The sequence below is a fragment of the Amycolatopsis sp. genome, assembly GCF_025464955.1.
Classification (GTDB): Bacteria; Actinomycetota; Actinomycetes; order Mycobacteriales; family Pseudonocardiaceae; genus Amycolatopsis.
Window position 1 is genome coordinate 67784 of the sequence record NZ_JAODNM010000064.1, and the last position, 16948, is coordinate 84731.

At 68.7% G+C, this 16948-nt stretch carries 18 protein-coding genes; 6 read left to right on the forward strand and 12 right to left on the reverse strand.

Annotation, left to right across the window (positions count from 1 at the left end; genetic code table 11):
- Positions 1 to 2: 2 nt before the first annotated feature.
- Complete coding sequence (locus JWQ81_RS14515; protein ID WP_297541696.1) at positions 3 to 335, forward strand: DUF4873 domain-containing protein; 333 nt, start codon at positions 3 to 5, stop codon at positions 333 to 335.
- A gap of 10 nt (positions 336 to 345) precedes the next feature.
- On the opposite strand, the gene JWQ81_RS14520 is transcribed toward JWQ81_RS14515, so the two are convergent.
- From JWQ81_RS14520 to JWQ81_RS14530, 3 genes are all read right to left on the reverse strand, one after another.
- Complete coding sequence (locus JWQ81_RS14520) at positions 346 to 1659, reverse strand: heparan-alpha-glucosaminide N-acetyltransferase domain-containing protein (protein WP_297541634.1); 1314 nt, start codon at positions 1657 to 1659, stop codon at positions 346 to 348.
- 117 nt (positions 1660 to 1776) lie between these two features.
- The gene (locus JWQ81_RS14525; RefSeq protein ID WP_297541636.1) at positions 1777 to 2007 is read right to left on the reverse strand and encodes a DUF3107 domain-containing protein; all 231 of its coding nucleotides are present in this window, start codon (positions 2005 to 2007) and stop codon (positions 1777 to 1779) included.
- 85 nt (positions 2008 to 2092) lie between these two features.
- Positions 2093 to 2746, reverse strand: coding sequence for a ferritin-like fold-containing protein (locus JWQ81_RS14530; RefSeq protein WP_297541638.1), 654 nt, complete (start codon positions 2744 to 2746; stop codon positions 2093 to 2095).
- 340 nt (positions 2747 to 3086) lie between these two features.
- Between JWQ81_RS14530 and JWQ81_RS14535 the strand changes: the two genes are divergently transcribed.
- The 3 genes from JWQ81_RS14535 (at position 3087) to JWQ81_RS14545 (ending at position 7256) form a co-directional block, all read left to right on the forward strand.
- A complete protein-coding gene (locus tag JWQ81_RS14535) occupies positions 3087 to 4856 on the forward strand; it encodes a DEAD/DEAH box helicase (protein WP_297541640.1) in 1770 nt (589 codons plus the stop codon).
- Positions 4857 to 5093: 237 nt separating this feature from the next.
- Positions 5094 to 6395, forward strand: coding sequence for a PQQ-binding-like beta-propeller repeat protein (locus JWQ81_RS14540; RefSeq protein ID WP_297541698.1), 1302 nt, complete (start codon positions 5094 to 5096; stop codon positions 6393 to 6395).
- Between the two features lie 6 nt (positions 6396 to 6401).
- On the forward strand, positions 6402 to 7256 hold the full coding sequence (locus JWQ81_RS14545) for an alpha/beta fold hydrolase (protein WP_297541641.1): 855 nt from the start codon (positions 6402 to 6404) through the stop codon (positions 7254 to 7256).
- A 62-nt stretch (positions 7257 to 7318) separates the two neighbouring features.
- Here the strand turns inward: JWQ81_RS14545 and JWQ81_RS14550 are convergent, their stop codons facing one another.
- The 6 genes from JWQ81_RS14550 to JWQ81_RS14575 form a co-directional block, all read right to left on the reverse strand.
- Positions 7319 to 7753 carry a hypothetical protein gene (locus JWQ81_RS14550; protein WP_297541643.1) on the reverse strand — a complete coding sequence of 145 codons (435 nt, stop codon included), beginning with the start codon at positions 7751 to 7753 and terminating at the stop codon, positions 7319 to 7321.
- Positions 7750 to 8601 carry a PD-(D/E)XK nuclease family protein gene (locus JWQ81_RS14555; RefSeq protein WP_297541699.1) on the reverse strand — a complete coding sequence of 284 codons (852 nt, stop codon included), beginning with the start codon at positions 8599 to 8601 and terminating at the stop codon, positions 7750 to 7752. Before JWQ81_RS14555 ends, JWQ81_RS14550 begins: the two co-directional genes overlap by 4 nt.
- A gap of 489 nt (positions 8602 to 9090) precedes the next feature.
- A complete protein-coding gene (locus JWQ81_RS14560) occupies positions 9091 to 9714 on the reverse strand; it encodes a MarC family protein (protein WP_297541645.1) in 624 nt (207 codons plus the stop codon).
- A 3-nt stretch (positions 9715 to 9717) separates the two neighbouring features.
- Positions 9718 to 10581, reverse strand: a complete 864-nt coding sequence (locus JWQ81_RS14565) for a PHP domain-containing protein (protein WP_297541647.1) — start codon at positions 10579 to 10581, stop codon at positions 9718 to 9720.
- A 70-nt stretch (positions 10582 to 10651) separates the two neighbouring features.
- Positions 10652 to 11212, reverse strand: coding sequence for a PH domain-containing protein (locus JWQ81_RS14570; protein WP_297541649.1), 561 nt, complete (start codon positions 11210 to 11212; stop codon positions 10652 to 10654).
- A 16-nt stretch (positions 11213 to 11228) separates the two neighbouring features.
- Positions 11229 to 11393 (reverse strand): hypothetical protein, encoded by a 165-nt coding sequence (locus JWQ81_RS14575; protein WP_297541651.1) that lies wholly within the window; start codon positions 11391 to 11393, stop codon positions 11229 to 11231.
- A 185-nt stretch (positions 11394 to 11578) separates the two neighbouring features.
- On the opposite strand from JWQ81_RS14575, the gene JWQ81_RS14580 reads away from it, so the two are divergent.
- Entirely contained in the window at positions 11579 to 12001 is a 423-nt protein-coding gene (locus JWQ81_RS14580) for an NUDIX domain-containing protein (RefSeq protein WP_297541653.1), read from the forward strand.
- On the opposite strand, the gene JWQ81_RS14585 is transcribed toward JWQ81_RS14580, so the two are convergent.
- The 3 genes from JWQ81_RS14585 to JWQ81_RS14595 all read right to left on the reverse strand — a co-directional run bounded on the left by JWQ81_RS14585 (position 12002) and on the right by JWQ81_RS14595 (position 15340).
- Positions 12002 to 13618 carry an acyl--CoA ligase family protein gene (locus tag JWQ81_RS14585; RefSeq protein WP_297541655.1) on the reverse strand — a complete coding sequence of 539 codons (1617 nt, stop codon included), beginning with the start codon at positions 13616 to 13618 and terminating at the stop codon, positions 12002 to 12004.
- Positions 13619 to 13700: 82 nt separating this feature from the next.
- A complete protein-coding gene (locus tag JWQ81_RS14590) occupies positions 13701 to 14816 on the reverse strand; it encodes a DUF2332 domain-containing protein (RefSeq protein ID WP_297541701.1) in 1116 nt (371 codons plus the stop codon).
- Positions 14817 to 14836: 20 nt separating this feature from the next.
- Positions 14837 to 15340: a MaoC family dehydratase gene (locus JWQ81_RS14595; protein ID WP_297541657.1), complete on the reverse strand. Its 504-nt coding sequence runs from the start codon at positions 15338 to 15340 to the stop codon at positions 14837 to 14839.
- 338 nt (positions 15341 to 15678) lie between these two features.
- Between JWQ81_RS14595 and corA the strand changes: the two genes are divergently transcribed.
- Complete coding sequence (corA, locus tag JWQ81_RS14600) at positions 15679 to 16755, forward strand: magnesium/cobalt transporter CorA (protein ID WP_297541659.1); 1077 nt, start codon at positions 15679 to 15681, stop codon at positions 16753 to 16755.
- Positions 16756 to 16948: the final 193 nt, after the last annotated feature.

Here is a 16948-nt window from a genome sequence, read left to right on the forward strand (position 1 = left end):
TGATTCCCGTGAGCGAGCACGACGAAGACGGCTACATCGGCCCCGCGACCCTGGTCCTCGACGGGACCGAGCTCACCGTCGAGGTGACGCTGCGCGGGCACTTCCAGCCGATCGACGGCTACTACCGCTGGTACGGACGGATCGCCGCCGACGAGCAGCTCGCGAAGCTGGCCGGCGGCAAGAAGCGGCCCGTCGAACTCCGCACGCCGGACGGCACCGCGCAGGGCGAGATCTCCGACCCGGACCCGTGGGACCGCTACCGCGTCACGGGCACCAGCACGCCCCCCTTCCACGTCCCGACCTCCCTCGATGAACTCGAGCCACAGGAGGCCTGAGGGTGTCCAGCTACCCGCCCCCGGAGGAGGCGGACTCCAGCTCGGGTTCGGCAGAGGCTGCGGCCGGGGGACGCCGCTGCGAGGGGAAGGCGTAGTCGGGCCAGCGGGACAGCGTGTGCAGCGCCCATTCCAGTGGGCCGCGGCCGATCCATCGGCGCCACGCCACCGCGGCCGCCATGCCGACGGCGCAGAACGCCACGAAGTGCCAGCCGTTGAACTGGCCGCCGTTCGGCCAGAGCACGTGGATCGCGAACAGGTGCACGGCGTACGCGCTCAGCACCATCGACCCGATGTCCGCCACCGGCCGCACCAGTTTCTCCCAGTGCGCCGCGATGAGCTGGCAACCACCGATGATCCCGGCGGACAGACCGATCGAAATGATGAAGTCGAACGGCGTGTACGAGCTGCCGGTGCGGAGAAGCTCCCAGACCAGGCTCGTGGTGGGCGGGCTGCCGTGGACGAACAGCTCGTACCCGGCGAAGTAGTCCTGCGGGCTCAGCCCGGCTTGCGCGGCAGCGGGGGCGACGTCGTTGTAGATGGCCTGCATGCCGCCGAAGACGTCGGTCCCGAGCCACGAAAGCAGGTAGCCCAGGCCGGACAGCGCGAACCCGCCGCCGAACAGCCACCGGCACACGCGCCGCGAGCCGAGGTTCAGCCGGCCGATCGCCATACCGGCGAAGATGTACGTCATCAGGTTGAACGCCGGGAACGTACCGGTGAAGACCAGCACGACCGCCCCGTGAGCGAGCCCACTGAGGGAAGTGAAGTCCGAGTTGGCCAGGTCCGGGGCGATGAAGAACTCACCGTGCGGCAGGATCTGCCCGCGCAGCAGCCACGAGACGAACGGGAACACCAGCGCGGCCACGACCGTCGCGCTGACCAGCGCCTTGACGCCCCAGCGCAGGAACGGGATCGCGAAGATGAACGTGACGCCGTAGTAGGCGAGGATGATCAGGTAGCCGGTGTCGAGGTTGGTCAGCCACAGCCCGAGCGCGATCATCAGCGGCGCGCGGGTGCCGAGCTTCCAGCCGATCCGGGTGCGCGCGCGGCCCGTCTTGGGCCGGTGACCACCCGCCATCAGCGAGATCGACACGCCGGCGAGCACGGCGAACAGCGACGCCGGATGCCCTTCGAACGGTTTGAAAATCGCGCCGGCCAGGCCGGGCTTCGTGGTGTCCGGTCCCACATGCACGGCGTACATTCCCAGCACCGCAAGGCCTCTGGCCACGTCGATACCGGTCAGCCGGTTGGTCCGCCCAGGAGGTTCGACGACCTGTGCGGGCGTGTCGCGCACGCCCGCCTCACGGTCCGCCAGGACGGTCACGTCCTCCACCCCATCTCTCTGTCAGTCGTCCGCCGGTCTCTCTGGGTGAGCGTGACGGGCGAGCCTGAGAGCGAGCTGAGACGGGTCGGTGACCGGCCTGTGACGTGATCAGCGCGGCTACTTGCCGACCGAGAACCCGACCTTGCGGGTGTCGGAAGGCGCGATCTCGACATACGAGATGCGCTCCGAGGGCACGATGTACTTGCGGCCCTTTTCGTCGTCGAGGCGGAAAAGTCCGTCACCAGCGACCATCGCGGCGGCGACCAGCTTCTCGACCTCCTCGGGAGATTGGCTGCTGGACACCACGAGTTCGCGTGGGGTGTCCTTGATGCCGATCTTGACCTCCACGTGAGACCTCCGCCTGGGGTTTTTCGAGTTTGCATGAACAGGACAAGGCTAGCCGAAGCACTCTCCTCAGCTGAGGCGCATCGCCTCAGCTGAGACCGAGCACCTGCATCCGCTTGGTGTGCCCCTGCTGCAACCGGCGGAACAGGCCGGCGATTCCCGACAGGTCGCCTGAGCCGGCGACGATCAGCTCGGCGAGCGGATCACGCTCGGCGACGACGTACTGGGCCTGCGTCAGCGCCTCGCCGAGCAGGCGGCGCCCCCACAGCGCGAGCCTGTCCCGCTGGGTGCGGTCGGCCTGGATCCCGGCGGCGACTTCGCGCTCGGCGAACGCGGAGTGGCCTGTGTCGGCGAGCACATCCAGTACGACGTCCTTGGTGAGCGGATCGACCCAGTTCGCCATTTCGCGGTAGAGGTCGGCGGCCAGTCCGTCGCCGACGTAGGCCTTCACGAGGGACTCGAGCCATGATTTCGGCGCGGTGGACGCGTGCCACTCGTCGATGGGCCGGACGAACGGGGTCATCGCCGTCTCGATCGCGATGCCGTACTCGGCGAGATGGCCCCTGATCAGGTCGTAGTGCCCGATCTCGGCGGCGGCCATGGACGCCAGCGCGGCCCGGCCGGTCAGTGTCGGCGCGGAGCGCGCGTCCTCGGCCAATCGGTCGAAAGCGGACAATTCACCATAGGCAACCACGCCCAAGAGGTCGACTTCACCGTCACTGATCTTCCGCTCCTCGGTCACGGCGAAGAGCGTATCGGGAAACCCGCCACGGACGGGTGCGCCGCCGGTCGGCGTGGCTGGACCTACCGCAAAACACCTGACCAGGTACACTGTGCAAGGTATTGACATCTATCGCACCGCGGCAGCAGACCGTCAGCAGCAGATCCGTCACTGAGATCCCCCACCGGGTCTCACGGCTGGGAGAGCTCGACGGACAGCTTCGCAGCGGCGCAGACATTGTGCGTGCACGCCTCTAAGCGGCATTCCTGCGCAGGTTCGGATTCAGGCGGAAAAGCCCCCGGGACCCGGTAAATCCAGCGCGGTCGAGTGTCCATCAGTCACCAGGTGAGTGCGCGCTGGTATGAGAGAGGCGATCACGCTGACCGTTAGCCCGTCCGAAAACGACGACAACCCAACACAGACCCTGGACCCGGTCACGCTGGAACACAGCGAGTCCGGTGTCCCCGAGGCCATCGACGCCCATCCGCTGCAGGCGGGGGCGCCGGTCGAGCCCGAGTCACCCACGTTCGCCGAGTTCGGCGTCCGTCCCGAGATCGTCCGCGCGCTGGCCGAAGCCGGTATCGAGCGGACGTTCGCCATCCAGGCGCTCACGCTGCCGCTGGCCATGGCCGGCGACGACCTGATCGGCCAGGCCAGGACCGGCATGGGCAAGACGCTGGGCTTCGGCGTGCCGCTGCTGCAGCGCCTGCAGATCCCCGGCGACGGCACCCCGCAGGTGCTCGTCGTGGTCCCGACCCGCGAACTGTGCGTCCAGGTCGCCAACGACCTCAAGGGCGCGAGCAAGCACCTCAAGGTCAGCACACTCGCCATCTACGGCGGCCGCCCGTACGACACCCAGATCGAGGCCCTCAAGAAGGGCGTCGACGTGGTCATCGGCACCCCAGGCCGGCTGCTCGACCTGGCCGAGCGCGGCGCGCTGGTGCTGGGCAAGATCCGCGGCCTGGTCCTCGACGAGGCCGACGAGATGCTCGACCTGGGCTTCCTGCCCGATATCGAGCGCATCCTGCGGATGGTCCCGGAGAAGCGGCAGACGATGCTGTTCTCGGCCACCATGCCGGGCCCGATCATCACGCTGGCCCGCACGTTCCTCACCCAGCCCACGCACATCCGGGCCGAGGAGAACGACGCGAGCGCCATCCACGAGCGCACCACGCAGTTCGTCTACCGCGCTCACTCGATGGACAAGCCGGAGCTCGTCGCCCGCGCCCTGCAGGCCAAGGACCGCGGCCTGACGATGATCTTCACCCGCACCAAGCGCACCGCGCAGAAGGTCGCCGACGACCTGGCCGAGCGCGGTTTCGCCGCCGCGGCCGTGCACGGCGACCTCGGCCAGGGCGCGCGTGAGCAGGCTCTGCGTGCGTTCCGCGCCGGCAAGGTCGACGTGCTGGTCGCCACCGATGTCGCCGCGCGCGGGATCGACGTCGACGATGTCACGCACGTCTTCAACTACCAGACCCCGGACGACGAGAAGACCTACGTCCACCGGATCGGCCGCACCGGCCGCGCCGGGAAGACCGGCGTCGCGATCACCCTGGTCGACTGGGACGAGATGCCCCGGTGGAAGCTCATTTCCGACACCCTGGGCCTGGACAAGCCGGAGCCGGTGGAGACGTACTCCTCGTCGAAGCACCTGTTCAGCGACCTCGAGATCCCCGAAGGCGCCTCCGGTCGGCTCCCGCTGTCGCAGCGGACGCGGGCCGGGCTCGCCGCGGAGCACGAGGAAGACCTCGGCATGAAGCGGCGCGGCCGCGGCCAGAGCGAGCCCGTGGCTCCGGCAGCCAAGACGCGCGCCCGCGCGCCTCGTCGCCGCACCCGCGGTGGCGGTGGTGACGCCGAAGGCACACCGGCCGACGACGCGCAGGCCACGACCAGCACCGAGTCGAATGGCACGGCTCCGGCCGAGTCCGGCGAGGGCAGCCGTTCGCGCGGCTCCCGGCGTCGCACCCGCGGTGGCCCCAAGCCGAGCGGCGAGGCGGCAGCCGGCCCCGCGGAGAAGGAGTCCGGCGACAACGTCGAGCGCCCGGCCCGCCGTCGCAGGCGTCGTTCCGGCGCTTCGGCAGGCTCCGGCTCGGCGAGCACCGGCACCGAAAGTGCCGGCACCGCCGACTGAGTTTCCGACCTGACCACGGGTGGCCGTCCGGCTTTCGAGCCGGGCGGCCATCCGTGCATCGGGGGCCGATACAGCGGTACTACATCCGGGTCGGCAGACTGGCCGGGTAACGGGAAGCTGTCGACATCGGGAGTCAGGCACGTGAGCGAGCCCTACGGTGAGGAAGCTGCGTCGGAGGGCCCGCTGGATCCAGGGGGCCTCGACGAAGGGCGCCACCGCAGGCAGCCGGGTTCCGGGATGGATTTCGGCATCGAGGACGTCCTCCACAACCCGCCTGCCGGACCGGTCACCAAACACTCGGTCAAGACCTCGGCCAGGCGATCCCCGTGGAACCGCCAACGCGACCGGGTGATCGCCGCGGTCATCTTCGTCGTCGTGCTGGCGGCCGGACTGCTCGGCTGGGCGACGTCGGAGACCAGGGCCACCACTGACGCCCTGTCCCCCGCCGCGCCCGCCGCGCCGCCCGCGCCGCCCGCAGTCCCCGGCTCGATGACCCGGATCTGGCAGTTCCCCAGCCGCGCCACGCCCGTGCCGATCGCCGATGGCAACAACGTCGTCACCGCCGACAACGGCGAGGTCGCCGGGCGGGACCCGCTCACCGGGCAGATCCGCTGGCACTACAGCCGCGACCTGCCGCTGTGCACGGTCGATTCGGCCTGGTCGCGCGTCAACGCCGTGTACGCCAAGACCGGCGTGGACGGCCAAGGCGGTTGCAGCGAGGTCACCCAGCTCGACCCGGCCACCGGCCGCCGCACCGCGCAGCGCAACGGCGACGCCGAGTTCGGCACCCAACTGGTCGGCGACGGCACGTACGTCACCACCACCGGCAAGAAGCTGCTCGACACCTGGCGCAACGATCTCGTCGAGACGATGGAGTACGGCACGGTCGTCGCGACCGTGCAGCCCGGCAGGCAGCCGCGCACCGGCTGCACCTACGGCTCGGTCGCCGCGTCCGGGGGCAAGATCGGCGTGATCGAGCGCTGTGCCGGCGACCCGGCCGACCGGTTGACCGTCTACAACGCCACCGCCGACGACTCCGACAACCCGAAGGTCGTGTTCAGCTCGATCGTGGCCGGCAAGTCGGCGAAGCTCGTCGCGATGTCCGGTGACAACTCCGCGGTCGCCTTGCCGGACAAGAAACTGCTGGTCATCTACGGTCCCGACGGCAACCAGAAGGCGGCGTACCCGCTCGACCTGCCGGCGTCGGACCTCGCGCAGGACCCGGCGAGCGGCGTGATGACGACGTCGCGGACCGCCGACTCGGTCTACTGGTTCACCGGTTCGAAGACGGTGGCGCTGTCCCTCGACACCCTCACCCCCCGCTGGACGCTCAACAGCGCTGTCGGCCCGGGCGTGACGTTCGCGGGCCAGTTGGTCATCCCGATCAAGGGCGGTCTGGCCGTGCTGAACCCGGCGGACGGCTCGACGATCCGCACGGTCGGCGTCGACCGCGGGACGTACACCGGCCCGGTCCTGCTCAATTCGATGGGCCCGGTACTGCTGGAACAGCGCGGCGGCGTCCTCGCCGCGCTGAAGTAGGCGCGGGTGCGCCTCTCGCAGCTGTCGGCCAACTCGGCCGAACGAATCGACCTGCCCGGCCCGTTCGGCCCGATCGCGGCCCTGCGCACGAAGCCCGGCGATGCCGTCGCCCTGCTCGTCCCCGGCTACACCGGGTCCAAAGAGGACTTTGTCCCACTGCTGGATTCCCTTGCCACAGCGGGGTTTCAGGCTGTCGCGATCGACCTTCCGGGGCAGTACGAGTCACCAGGCCCGGACGAAGAAGCCGAGTACCTGCCGTCGAAGCTCGGTGTCGTCGTGGCGAACGTCGTCGAACAGCTCAGGCGGCCTGTCGTCCTGCTCGGGCATTCCTACGGCGGTCTTGTCGTGCGAGGCGCGGTGTTGGCGGGCGCCGACATCGTCGGGCTGACACTGATGGACACCGGGCCGGGACAGCTGACGAGTGGGGCGAGGCTGAAAGGGCTCCAGATCGGCGAGCCTCTGTTGCGTGCCAACGGAAAAACCGAGGCCTACCGCCTACGTGAGCAGATCAGCGCCCGGTTCGAATCGTGGGCCAGCCTGCCCGCGGACTTGAAGGAATTCTTCCGCACGCGCTTCGTGGCGTCGAGCGCACCAGGCCTGCTCGGCATGGCCCGCGGCTTGCGTACGGAACCGGATCTGGTCGCCGTCCTGGCCGCCGAACTCCAGCGTCGCGAGCTGCCCGCTGTCGTCGTCTGCGGTGAGAACGACGACGCCTGGAGCGTGCCGGAACAGCGGGAAATGGCTCAACGCCTGCACGTCCCATTCCACCTGGTGCCCGGCGCCGCGCACTCCCCCAACACGGAAAACCCCACCGGCCTACTCGACGCCCTGATCCCCACCTGGCACTCCTGGCTCAACTGACATACACCGCGAGTGCATTTTCATGCGCGGCTAGGTGCAGGTGGCGCGCGGGCGAGTGCAGGTCAGATCCACCAGAAGAACCAGAGTGTCGCGGCGGCGATGGCGACGATCGCGAGAGCGGCGAAGCCGGCGACGCGGCCGCGACGGCGATCGGCGAAGTGCTGGGCGACGAGCGCGAGGACAGCGGCGACCGGGTGCGCGACGAGCGAGGCCACGCCGGGGCCGGGAGCGCCGGTGAACAGGCCGAACACACCCGAGGCAAGGACGACAACGGCGAGTGCGGCCAGGCCGACGGCCAGTGATCCGGTGAGCCCGCGCCAACGGCGTACGCGCGCGGGCTGCGGAACAGGCGTAACGACAACCGGCGCCTCGGGCTGCGGTGTAACGACAACCGGCGGCTCGGCTGGTGCGCCGGGCTGCTCGGGGATGGGCAGCAAGGTGGTCTGAAGTTCTTCGGTGTCCGATCCCGCCACGGCCATCCCTTCTTGTGTCGTCACGGCGCCAGCAAATCCCAGGACAGCACCGGTGGAGCGGCCTGCTGGCCCTCGGCGCAGCTCGGCCGGAAGTCGCACCACGAACAGTGCGGGCCGGTCCTCGTCGGAAACAGCTCCGCCGGGTCTCCGCCTGCTTCCAGACTATCCGCCGCGACCCGCAGCTCTCCGGCGGTGCGCTCGGCGCGTCGGAGATGGTCGGTGAGACTCGCCTCGGTGTGCTCCGCCACGGCGATCGTCCCGCTGGGCAGATGGTGCAATTCGACCGTATGGCACGGTTTACGCAGGGAATGGGCCGCGGCGACGGCGTAAATCGCCAACGCCTGCGAGCGGTGCGCGTCTTCCTCGGTGGGTGTCCGCCTGCCGGTCTTGTAGTCGACAATCACCAGCTCGCCGTCACGAGCGTCTATCCGGTCCGTGCGGCCCTCGACGATCACCGACGGCTTCACCCCCGGCTCCGAGCTCACCGCGGCCGACACCCAGCGCTCGATGCCGACCGGGTCCGCGCTGACGTCGTTCTGCTCGACGTACTCCGAAATCCACCGCCGCGCGCGGCCGCGATAACGAGCGGCCTGTGTGGCATCGGCGAAGCCCGCGTCCTTCCAGTGCTCGGCGACCAGCGCCGCGGCCCGCTGTGGCAGCCGCTTGGCAGCCGGCAGCTCGAACAGCGCGCGCAACGCGTTGTGCACCACCGCGCCGAGTGTGCTGCTCGCCCACGGCCCGCCGCGCCGCGGCGGCGGTTTGTCCAGATACGTCATCCGGTACCGACGGCGGCAATCCTCGAACGTCGCCAGCCGTGCCGGCGAGACCCTGGTGAGCTGTTTGGGCTCCTCGACACCGAAGTCGAAGCCCATCTGCTCCTTCGCGTGACCCACCGCGCCCACGCTACGCACACCCACCGACACTTTCTGCGCCGGGAGCCACGCCTGGACCCACAAGCGGGCACTTTTGTACAAGAGTGCCCTGGTTGAGCGCTCAACGACCCCGCAAAAGTGCAAAAGTGGCTGTTCGGTTGGGTGGGTCCGGGGAGCTGGTTGATGTGAGCTCGTCGCGTTTTACAGCGGCAAGGACCGGCGCGGTGTGTGGTGCCAGGTCCTTTCGGTAGCAGAGTGTGGGACTCAGCGACGTGAACGTGGGACTCGCCGCCGGTGAACGTGGGACTCGCGGGCCGCGTCGGCGAGTCCCACACTCCTGTCGCCGAGTCCCACGTTCGCCGACCGCCGACCACCCACGGACACCCCAGTCGCCCCGGTCCCTGCTGCGGTGAAACGCAACCAGCCCACTCCGATCAGCAGGGCATTTTTGTACAAAAGTGCCTTGCGTGGGCACTCGGGAGCAGTCGCTTAACCGCCGGCGACGAAGCCGCGGATGGAGTTGGCGACGAGCTCGACGGCGATGGCGGCCAGCAGCAGACCGGCGATCTTCGCCAGCAGGGTGATGCCGCTTTCCTTGATCAGCCGGATCACGACGCCGGAGTAGCGCATGCAGATGTACAGCACGAAGTGCACGGTGACGATCGCGAGCGCGAGCGCGACGTACGCACCGATGTGCCCGTCGGCCTGACGGACGAAAACGATGGTCGCGGCGATCGCACCGGGCCCGGCGAGCAGCGGGGTGCCGAGTGGGACGAGCGCGACGTTGACGCCGTCGCTGGCCTCGGGCTCGGCGCCGCTGCCGGTCAGCAGCTGCAGCGCGATGAGCAGCAGCAACAGCCCGCCGGCGCCCTGCAAAGCCGGGATCCCGATCCCGAGGTACGCCAGGATCGCTTGCCCCGCAACGGCGAACAGCGAGATCACCAGCAGCGAGACGAGCACCGCCTGCCGAGCCGCCCGAGACCGGACAGCCAGTGGCTTGCGCCCGACCAGGCTCAGGAAGACCGGCACCGTCCCGGGCGGGTCCATGATCACGATCAGGGTGATCGTCGCGCTGGTGAACAGCCGCGCGTCGAAGAAGTCGTTGAGCGCCACGGCCTAGGCCACCACCACTCGGCTACCGGTCGCGCGCGCGACGAGCTCGGCGAAGGCGTCGGGGTCCGTGGTCTCGGCGCCGATCGGGATGGACTTGTTCGTGCCGTGGTAGTCGCTGGACCCGGTCCGCACCAGCCCGAGTTCGCCGGCGAGCCCGCGCAGCTCGGCCCTCGTCTTTTCGTCGTGGTTCGGGTGGTCGACCTCGACCCCGGTCATCCCGCGCGCGGCAAGCTCGGCGAGCACCTCAGGGGTGATGATCGAACCGCGCGAGCGGGCGAACGGATGCGCGATCACGGTCACGCCGCCGGCGTTCGCGATCATGTCGATCGCCGCCTCGACCGGGGTGTCCTCCCTGGGCAGGTAGTACCCGCGGCCGTTGCCGAGGTACTCCGCGAAGGCCTGATTGACGTCGACGACCGTGCCGGCGCGGACCAGCGCCTGCGCCAGGTGCGGCCGCCCGGCGGGAGCGTCGGCGGGCAGCGCGTCCATCACCTCGTCCGGGTCGACGGGGAGGCCGTCATCCGCCATCCGCTCGGCCATCGCGCGCAGCCGCGTGCGGCGCTCGGCCCGCAGCCGGCTCTGCTCGGTCACCAGCGCGCCGGACAGCGGGTCGAACAGGTACGCGAGCATGTGCACGCTGACGCGCCGGCCGGTCCTGGGGTCCACCGAGACCGTGGACAGCTCGGCGCCGGGCACCAGGGTGAGCCCCGGCGGCACGGCCTCAGCGGCGGGAGCCCAGCCGGCCGTGGTGTCGTGATCGGTGATCGCGACGACGTCGAGACCGGCCTTCGCCGCGGCGATAACGAGCCCTTCAGGGCTGTCGGTGCCGTCGGAGGCCGTCGAGTGGGCGTGTAGATCGATGCGCATCAGGTCCATTCTGGACGATGCGGTAGGTCACAGCGACCCCGGAGCCCCTCGGCGGCGCCGGTGACCTGCGTCAGCTCGCCGACTTGTTGCCGCGGGCGAGTCGCTGGGCCTTGACCATGGAGAACCGTTCGGCCTGCTTCTGCTTGTCGCCGAAGACGAGTTCGGAGATCGTGTCGTTGAACTCTTCGGGCCGGGGCAGGTAGTCGATCCGGTTCAGCGCCTGGATCTGACCGGCGGATTCGACGATCAGCGTGCCGTAGCCCATCATGCGGCCGTTGGCCGTGCGCTCGTAGGTGAGGTCGGTGACCTTGCCGATCGGCATCATCAGCACCTTGGTGGTGAAGACGCCCTGGGTCATCAGGAACCGCTTGTCGGTGACGACGAGCCGCTCGACCCACCACTCCATGATCACGTACGCGAAGTGCAGGAGCACCAGCAGCGCGGCGTACCAGAGGACGTTCTGGATCACCCACGCCGACGGCGGCAGGATGTAGGACACCAGCACGCAGATGGCCAGCAGGGCGAACGTCTCGAAGATGTCCCAGCTGAGCACCGCCCAGTGCCGGCGGATCCGGATGACACGCCGTTCGCTCTCGAGGATGTACGACTCCGGGTCGCGCGGCGCGAACATCATCACAGGCTAGTCGCTAACCCTTGAAAATGGTGCTGACAAAGGCGATGACCGACTCGGCGGACGTGCGGAGCCAGTGGACGATGGAGGTGACGAGACCTGCGGAGTTGGCCGGCTGGGAGATCACGAAGAAGATAACCAACGCGACACCCACGAGACCGGCAATCTTTTTCGCGTTCACAAGTGATCAATCCCGTCTTCTACGCCTGACTGCCTTCAACCTGACCATCACTTTGTACCGCACCGCGCCCGAGTAAGGGAGGAATGTCCCGCGCTTGGGTCAGCAAGCGATTCACAGTGTATCCCACGACTACTCTCCGTGTACAGGACCATCGCTCCCGCGACGGCCTCGCCTAAACTCACGTCGTGGAACCTCTAGAAAACCGGACATCCGGCACTCAGCGTTGCGTCGGCGGGATCGTTTACGACGACCACGGCTCGCTGCTGTTGATCAAGCGTCGAAACGACCCCGGCCGTGGCCTGTGGTCGGTTCCGGGTGGCCGCGTGGAGCCCGGTGAGACCGACGCCGAAGCCGTCGTCCGGGAGCTCGCCGAGGAAACCGGCCTGGTCGTGACGCCTTCGACGCTGGTCGGGAGGGTCGTCCGCGGACGGTACGAGATCTTCGACTACGCGTGCACCGCCGTCGGTGGGACGCTGCGGGCGGGCGACGACGCCGAAGACGCACGCTGGGTCGATTTGGCCGATTTCACCCGGTTGGACCAGAGCGGAGCCCTGGTCGAGGAGCTGGCGGACAACCTCAGGGACTGGGACGTGCTGCCGAAGAGGTGATCAGCCCTGGACCCGGCTCGCCCGACCGGCCCACTCCCGCTCGCGGAGCGCGAACTTCTGGATCTTCCCCGTCGACGTCTTCGGCAGCTCGCCGACGAACTCGACGGCGTCGGGCACCTTGTACCGGGCGATGCGAGTGCGCACGTGCTCGAGCAGAACGTCCACCTCCACCGACTCGCCCGCGCGCAGCACGACGAACGCCTTCGGCCGCTCGCCCCACTTCTCGTTCGGCACCCCGACGACGGCGACTTCGAGCACCGCGGGATGGGAGTCGATCGCTGCCTCGACCTCGATCGTCGAGATGTTCTCCCCACCGGACACGATGATGTCCTTCGCGCGATCCCGTAACTCGATGTAACCGTCGGGATGGCGGACGCCCAGGTCACCGGAGTGGAACCAGCCGCCGCGGAACGCCTGCTCGGTCGCTTCGGGGTCGGCGAAGTATCCGGCCATGACGTTGTTGCCGCGCATCACGACCTCGCCCATGGTCGCGCCGTCCCGCGGCACGTCGGCCATATCCTCGTCGACCACGCGCACGCCGTCGGAGACGATCATCCCGACGCCCTGGCGGGCCTGTAGGCGACTGCGCTCGTCGATGTCGAGCTCGGCCCAGCCCGGCTGGTACTCGCAGACGCTGTAGGGCCCGTACGTCTCGGTGAGGCCGTAGACGTGCACCAGCCGCGCGCCGAGGTCCGACATCCGCTTGATCACGGTCGGGCTCGGCGGCGCGCCGGCGGTCGTGACGACGACCTCGCGGACGAGCGGATGGGCGTCGGCATGGCCGGCGATGGCGACCAGCACGGTCGGCGCGCCGTTGAGGTGTGTGACGCGCTCGGCCTCCAGCAGCCGCCAGATCTCGGCGGCGTCCACCGCGCGTAGGCAGACGTGCGTGCCGCCGATCGCGGTCACCGCCCACGTGGTGCACCAGCCGTTGCAGTGGAACATCGGGAGTGTCCACAGGTACCGCGAATCCGGTGTGTGGCCGGAGTGGATGATCTCGGCGAGCGAATTCAGGTAGGCGCCGCGGTGGTGGTACAGCACGCCCTTGGGCCGGCCGGTGGTGCCCGAGGTGTAGTTGATCGAGATGGTGCCGCGCTCGTCGCCGGTGGTCCACGGCAGCGGGTCGTCGCTCCCCCGCGCGAGCAGCGTCTCGTAGGAAACGCCGCCGACCGCCGGATCCGCCTGCGCCCCCGACGCCGGATCGGTGACGGTGACGATCTCGCGGACGTCGAGTTCCGCGGCGACAGACCCGTGCAAGCCCGCGTCGACCACGAGGATCTTCGCGCCGGAGTGCGCCACGATGTGCTGGATCTCGGCGGGCGCGAGCCGCGTGTTGATCGCGACGAGGACAGCGCCGGACAGGGGAACCCCGAAATGCGCGACGAGCATCTCGGGGATGTTCGGCAGCAGGTACGCGACCCTGTCCCCCGGCTCGATCCCGCTCGCCCGCAACGCGTTCGCGAGCCTTGTCGCCTCCGCGGCGAAGCCGGCGTAGGTGATCCGGCGGTCGCCGTAGACGATCGCGGGCTTCTCGGGAAACACCTCCGCCGAGCGCTCCAGGAAGGCCAACGGGGTGAGCGGGGTGAACCAGGAGTCGTCGGTCGGCATGGCGTCCATCGTCGCCGGGACGCGCGTCCGGCGCCAGGGTGCGCCGCCAGGTTGCGGACTCGTGAGTGTTCCGGCCGGTTCTAACCTGGTTCTAACCGGCCGGAACACTCACCAGCCAGGTGAGCCGTTGGCCGTGCGCGGCCGTGCGGGCAAGCGCGCGGGCGTCGACTTCGCCGTCGGCCCATCGGACGACGCCGAGCACGCCCATCCCGTCGGTGGCTTCCAGGTCGGCGCGGCCGGGCAGGACGTACTCAAGCCCGGCCTCATAGCGCTCCTCGCTGACCCACCACAGCGGCCGCTCGGCCGCGAGCTTGCGCAGCTCGGCGATGAAGTCCGGGCGCCGGTCGCCGAAGTAGGCGAGCACATGGCTGGTCATCACCACGAGCGGTACGTCGGCGGGCAGGGTGGCGGCCGCGGTGGCGAGGTCGTCGATCGCATCGCCCGCGATCAGGTCCGGCGGGTACTTCCGCTGAGCCGCCGCGGCGGTGCGCAGCAGCCGGATCCGGTCGGGTTGATCGGCCCACACGCACGCTTCGAGCCAGGCGAGCTCTTCCTCGTCGTCGGCATCCACGGGAGCGCGGTCGAGTCCCGCGCGCGCGACGATCGTCAGCTTCTTCAACAGCTTCGGCGCCACCGCACCCGGTGCGAGGTCGAGCGCCGCGTGCAGCCCGACCGCGGTCTTCGCCGGGCCTGCCGAGAGCTGCTCGCCGCCGTCGCACTGGTAGCGGTAGGAGAACTTGTCGAGCCCGAGCAGCAGACCCGCGCTGCAGCCGACCTCGAGCAGCGAGAACTTGCCACCCGCTTCCTTCGACACCAGCGACAGCGCCGGGTACAGCAGCGCGGCGCGCCGGACCTCGTTGGTTTGCGTGTACCGGCTCGAGATGAGCTCGCGCGCCTTGTCCGCCCGGCCCAGCAGGAACTCGCGGAACATCGGCCAGGTCTCGCCGTCGACCCCGTCGAACCCGCCGAGCGACGGGTAATACCGCGACAGCGGGTGGATCGGATCGGCCTGGATGAGCCGGTGCGCGGTCGCCATCAGCAGCGTGCCCTGGGCGTCACCGCTACTCGCCGACGTCAGCAGTCCGGCGACGTCGTCGTCCTCAGCCGCCTTGCCGCCGAGGTGTGCGTACAGCGGCGACGTCTCCGCCGCTTCGACGTCGGCGAACAGCCGCAGCCGCCGCTTGGCCTCGTCGAGCCCGATCGCCATCTGGCTGCCTCCCGTTTCGGTCACGCGTGGGGAACGGGACGGCCTGGCTGCTCGCCGCCGCGGGCGTCTCCGTAGGACCGCTTCGGGACCATCACCTTGCGACGGAATGTACAGACGATCAAGCCGTCCTGCTTGTAACCGCGCGTCTCGACGTAGACAATCCCGCGGTCGTCCTTCGACTTCGACGGCGTCTTGTCCAGTACCTCGGTCTCGCCGTAGATGGTGTCGCCGTGGAACGTCGGCTTGACGTGCTTGAGCGACTCGACCTCGAGGTTCGCGATCGCCTTGCCGGACACGTCGGGCACCGACATCCCCAGCAGCAGCGAGTAGATGAAGTTGCCGACCACGACGTTCTTGCCGAATTCCGTGGTCTCCTCGGCGAAATGCGAGTCAAGGTGCAGCGGGTGGTGGTTCATCGTGATCAGGCAGAAAAGGTGGTCGTCGTACTCGGTGACCGTTTTGCCCGGCCAGTGCTTGTAGACCGCACCGACCTCGAACTCCTCGTAATAACGCCCGAACTGCACCCGGATCCTCCTCGTCGAGTAACGCGGCCTGAGCCTCGAACGACACGCCTGATGTTGAGGAGTACCCTCAACCATTGGTGTGCGCACGTCAACGCGAGCAACACCACTCGTGCCAGGCCGGACATTCGGAGGTGAGGAACACAACATGAGTAGTGGCGATAGTCCGCTCCCTAGTAGTCCCAGCGTTCTCACCCCGAGTCCCCTTCGGACGGCCTGACTTCTCCCCGCTTCAGGCCCGGGAACGCTGGTAGTGCCGGGCGGACCCCTCCGCACGGCAGGTCGTCTCTGCGCGTCTTCACCGCCGCGCTGCCGCACACGACGTCAGCTCAGGAGATCCCATGCCTGCGATTCCTTCCCTCGGTGGCCTCAGGGGCCGCGGTAAGCCCGCGGCCGATCGGCCCCTACGCATCCCGGTTTCGGCGTACGTCGTCGACTGCGCGGTGTACGTGGACGGCGAGCGCCTGCCCGGCCGGTGGACCCATGCCGAGGCCATCAAAGAGGTCCGCAAGCGCCGTGACGGCTTCGTCTGGATCGGCCTGCACGAGCCTGACGCCCAGCAGATCCAGGGCATCGCGGAGACGTTCGGCCTGCACGAACTAGCCGTCGAGGACGCGCTGGAGGCGCATCAGCGGCCCAAGCTCGAGCGCTACGACGACACGCTGTTCATGGTCCTCAAGACCGTCCGGTACGTCGAGCACGAGTCGCCGACCACCGCGAACGAGATCGTCGAGACCGGCGAGCTGATGGTGTTCCTCGGCCTCGACTTCGTGATCACCGTCCGGCACGGGAACCACTCCGGGCTGGCCAGGCTCCGCCGCGACATGGACGACGACCAGGAGCGCTTGCAGCTCGGGCCGTCCGCTGTCCTGCACGCGATCGCCGACCACGTCGTCGACCACTATCTCGACGTCACCGCCCGGATCGAGGCGGACATCGACGAGATCGAGAGCCAGGTCTTCGCGCCGCGTTCGCAGATCAGCTCGGAGCAGATGTACCTGATGAAGCGGGAAGTGCTCGAGCTGCGGCGCGCGGTGATGCCGCTGACCACCCCGGTGCAGCGGCTCGCCGAGGGCTACACCCGGCTCATCCCGGACGAGGTCCGCTCGTACTTCCGCGACGTCGCCGACCACCTCACGACGGTGACCGAGCGGGTCGTCGGCTTCGACGAACTGCTCACCACGCTGGTCGACGCGACGCTCGCGAAGATCTCGCTGCAGCAGAACACCGACATGCGCAAGATCACCGCGTGGGCCGGCATCATCGCGGTCCCGACCGCGATCGCCGGTATCTACGGGATGAACTTCGAGTACATGCCCGAACTGCACTGGAAGTTCGCCTACCCCGTGGTGATCGCCGTGATTCTGGCGATCTGCCTGCTCCTGTACCGAATATTCCGAAAGAACGGCTGGCTGTAACGCCCCTGTTTTTTCACCCACCCGAGGTACGGGAGTCTTGTCATGCCACGTGTTTTCCTGCAGTGGAAGTTCTGGGCCATCGCGTTCGGCTTGAGCTGGCTCGTCGCCATCACCGCCATCATCATGAAGGACCCGAGTTTCGCCAGAGGACCGCACTAGGGACTCGTGACTGTTCCGGCTCGTTCCAGGCGGC

Excerpts from the sequence above, each read along its gene's own strand:
- JWQ81_RS14540 (WP_297541698.1), top strand. The coding sequence starts at position 5,094 with ATGGATTTCGGCATCGAGGACGTCCTCCACAACCCGCCTGCCGGACCG.
- JWQ81_RS14570 (WP_297541649.1), bottom strand. The coding sequence starts at position 11,212 with ATGTTCGCGCCGCGCGACCCGGAGTCGTACATCCTCGAGAGCGAACGG.
- corA (WP_297541659.1), top strand. The coding sequence starts at position 15,679 with ATGCCTGCGATTCCTTCCCTCGGTGGCCTCAGGGGCCGCGGTAAGCCC.
- JWQ81_RS14535 (WP_297541640.1), top strand. The coding sequence starts at position 3,087 with ATGAGAGAGGCGATCACGCTGACCGTTAGCCCGTCCGAAAACGACGAC.
- JWQ81_RS14585 (WP_297541655.1), bottom strand. The coding sequence starts at position 13,618 with ATGGACGCCATGCCGACCGACGACTCCTGGTTCACCCCGCTCACCCCG.
- JWQ81_RS14590 (WP_297541701.1), bottom strand. The coding sequence starts at position 14,816 with ATGGCGATCGGGCTCGACGAGGCCAAGCGGCGGCTGCGGCTGTTCGCC.
- JWQ81_RS14555 (WP_297541699.1), bottom strand. The coding sequence starts at position 8,601 with ATGGGCTTCGACTTCGGTGTCGAGGAGCCCAAACAGCTCACCAGGGTC.
- JWQ81_RS14565 (WP_297541647.1), bottom strand. The coding sequence starts at position 10,581 with ATGCGCATCGATCTACACGCCCACTCGACGGCCTCCGACGGCACCGAC.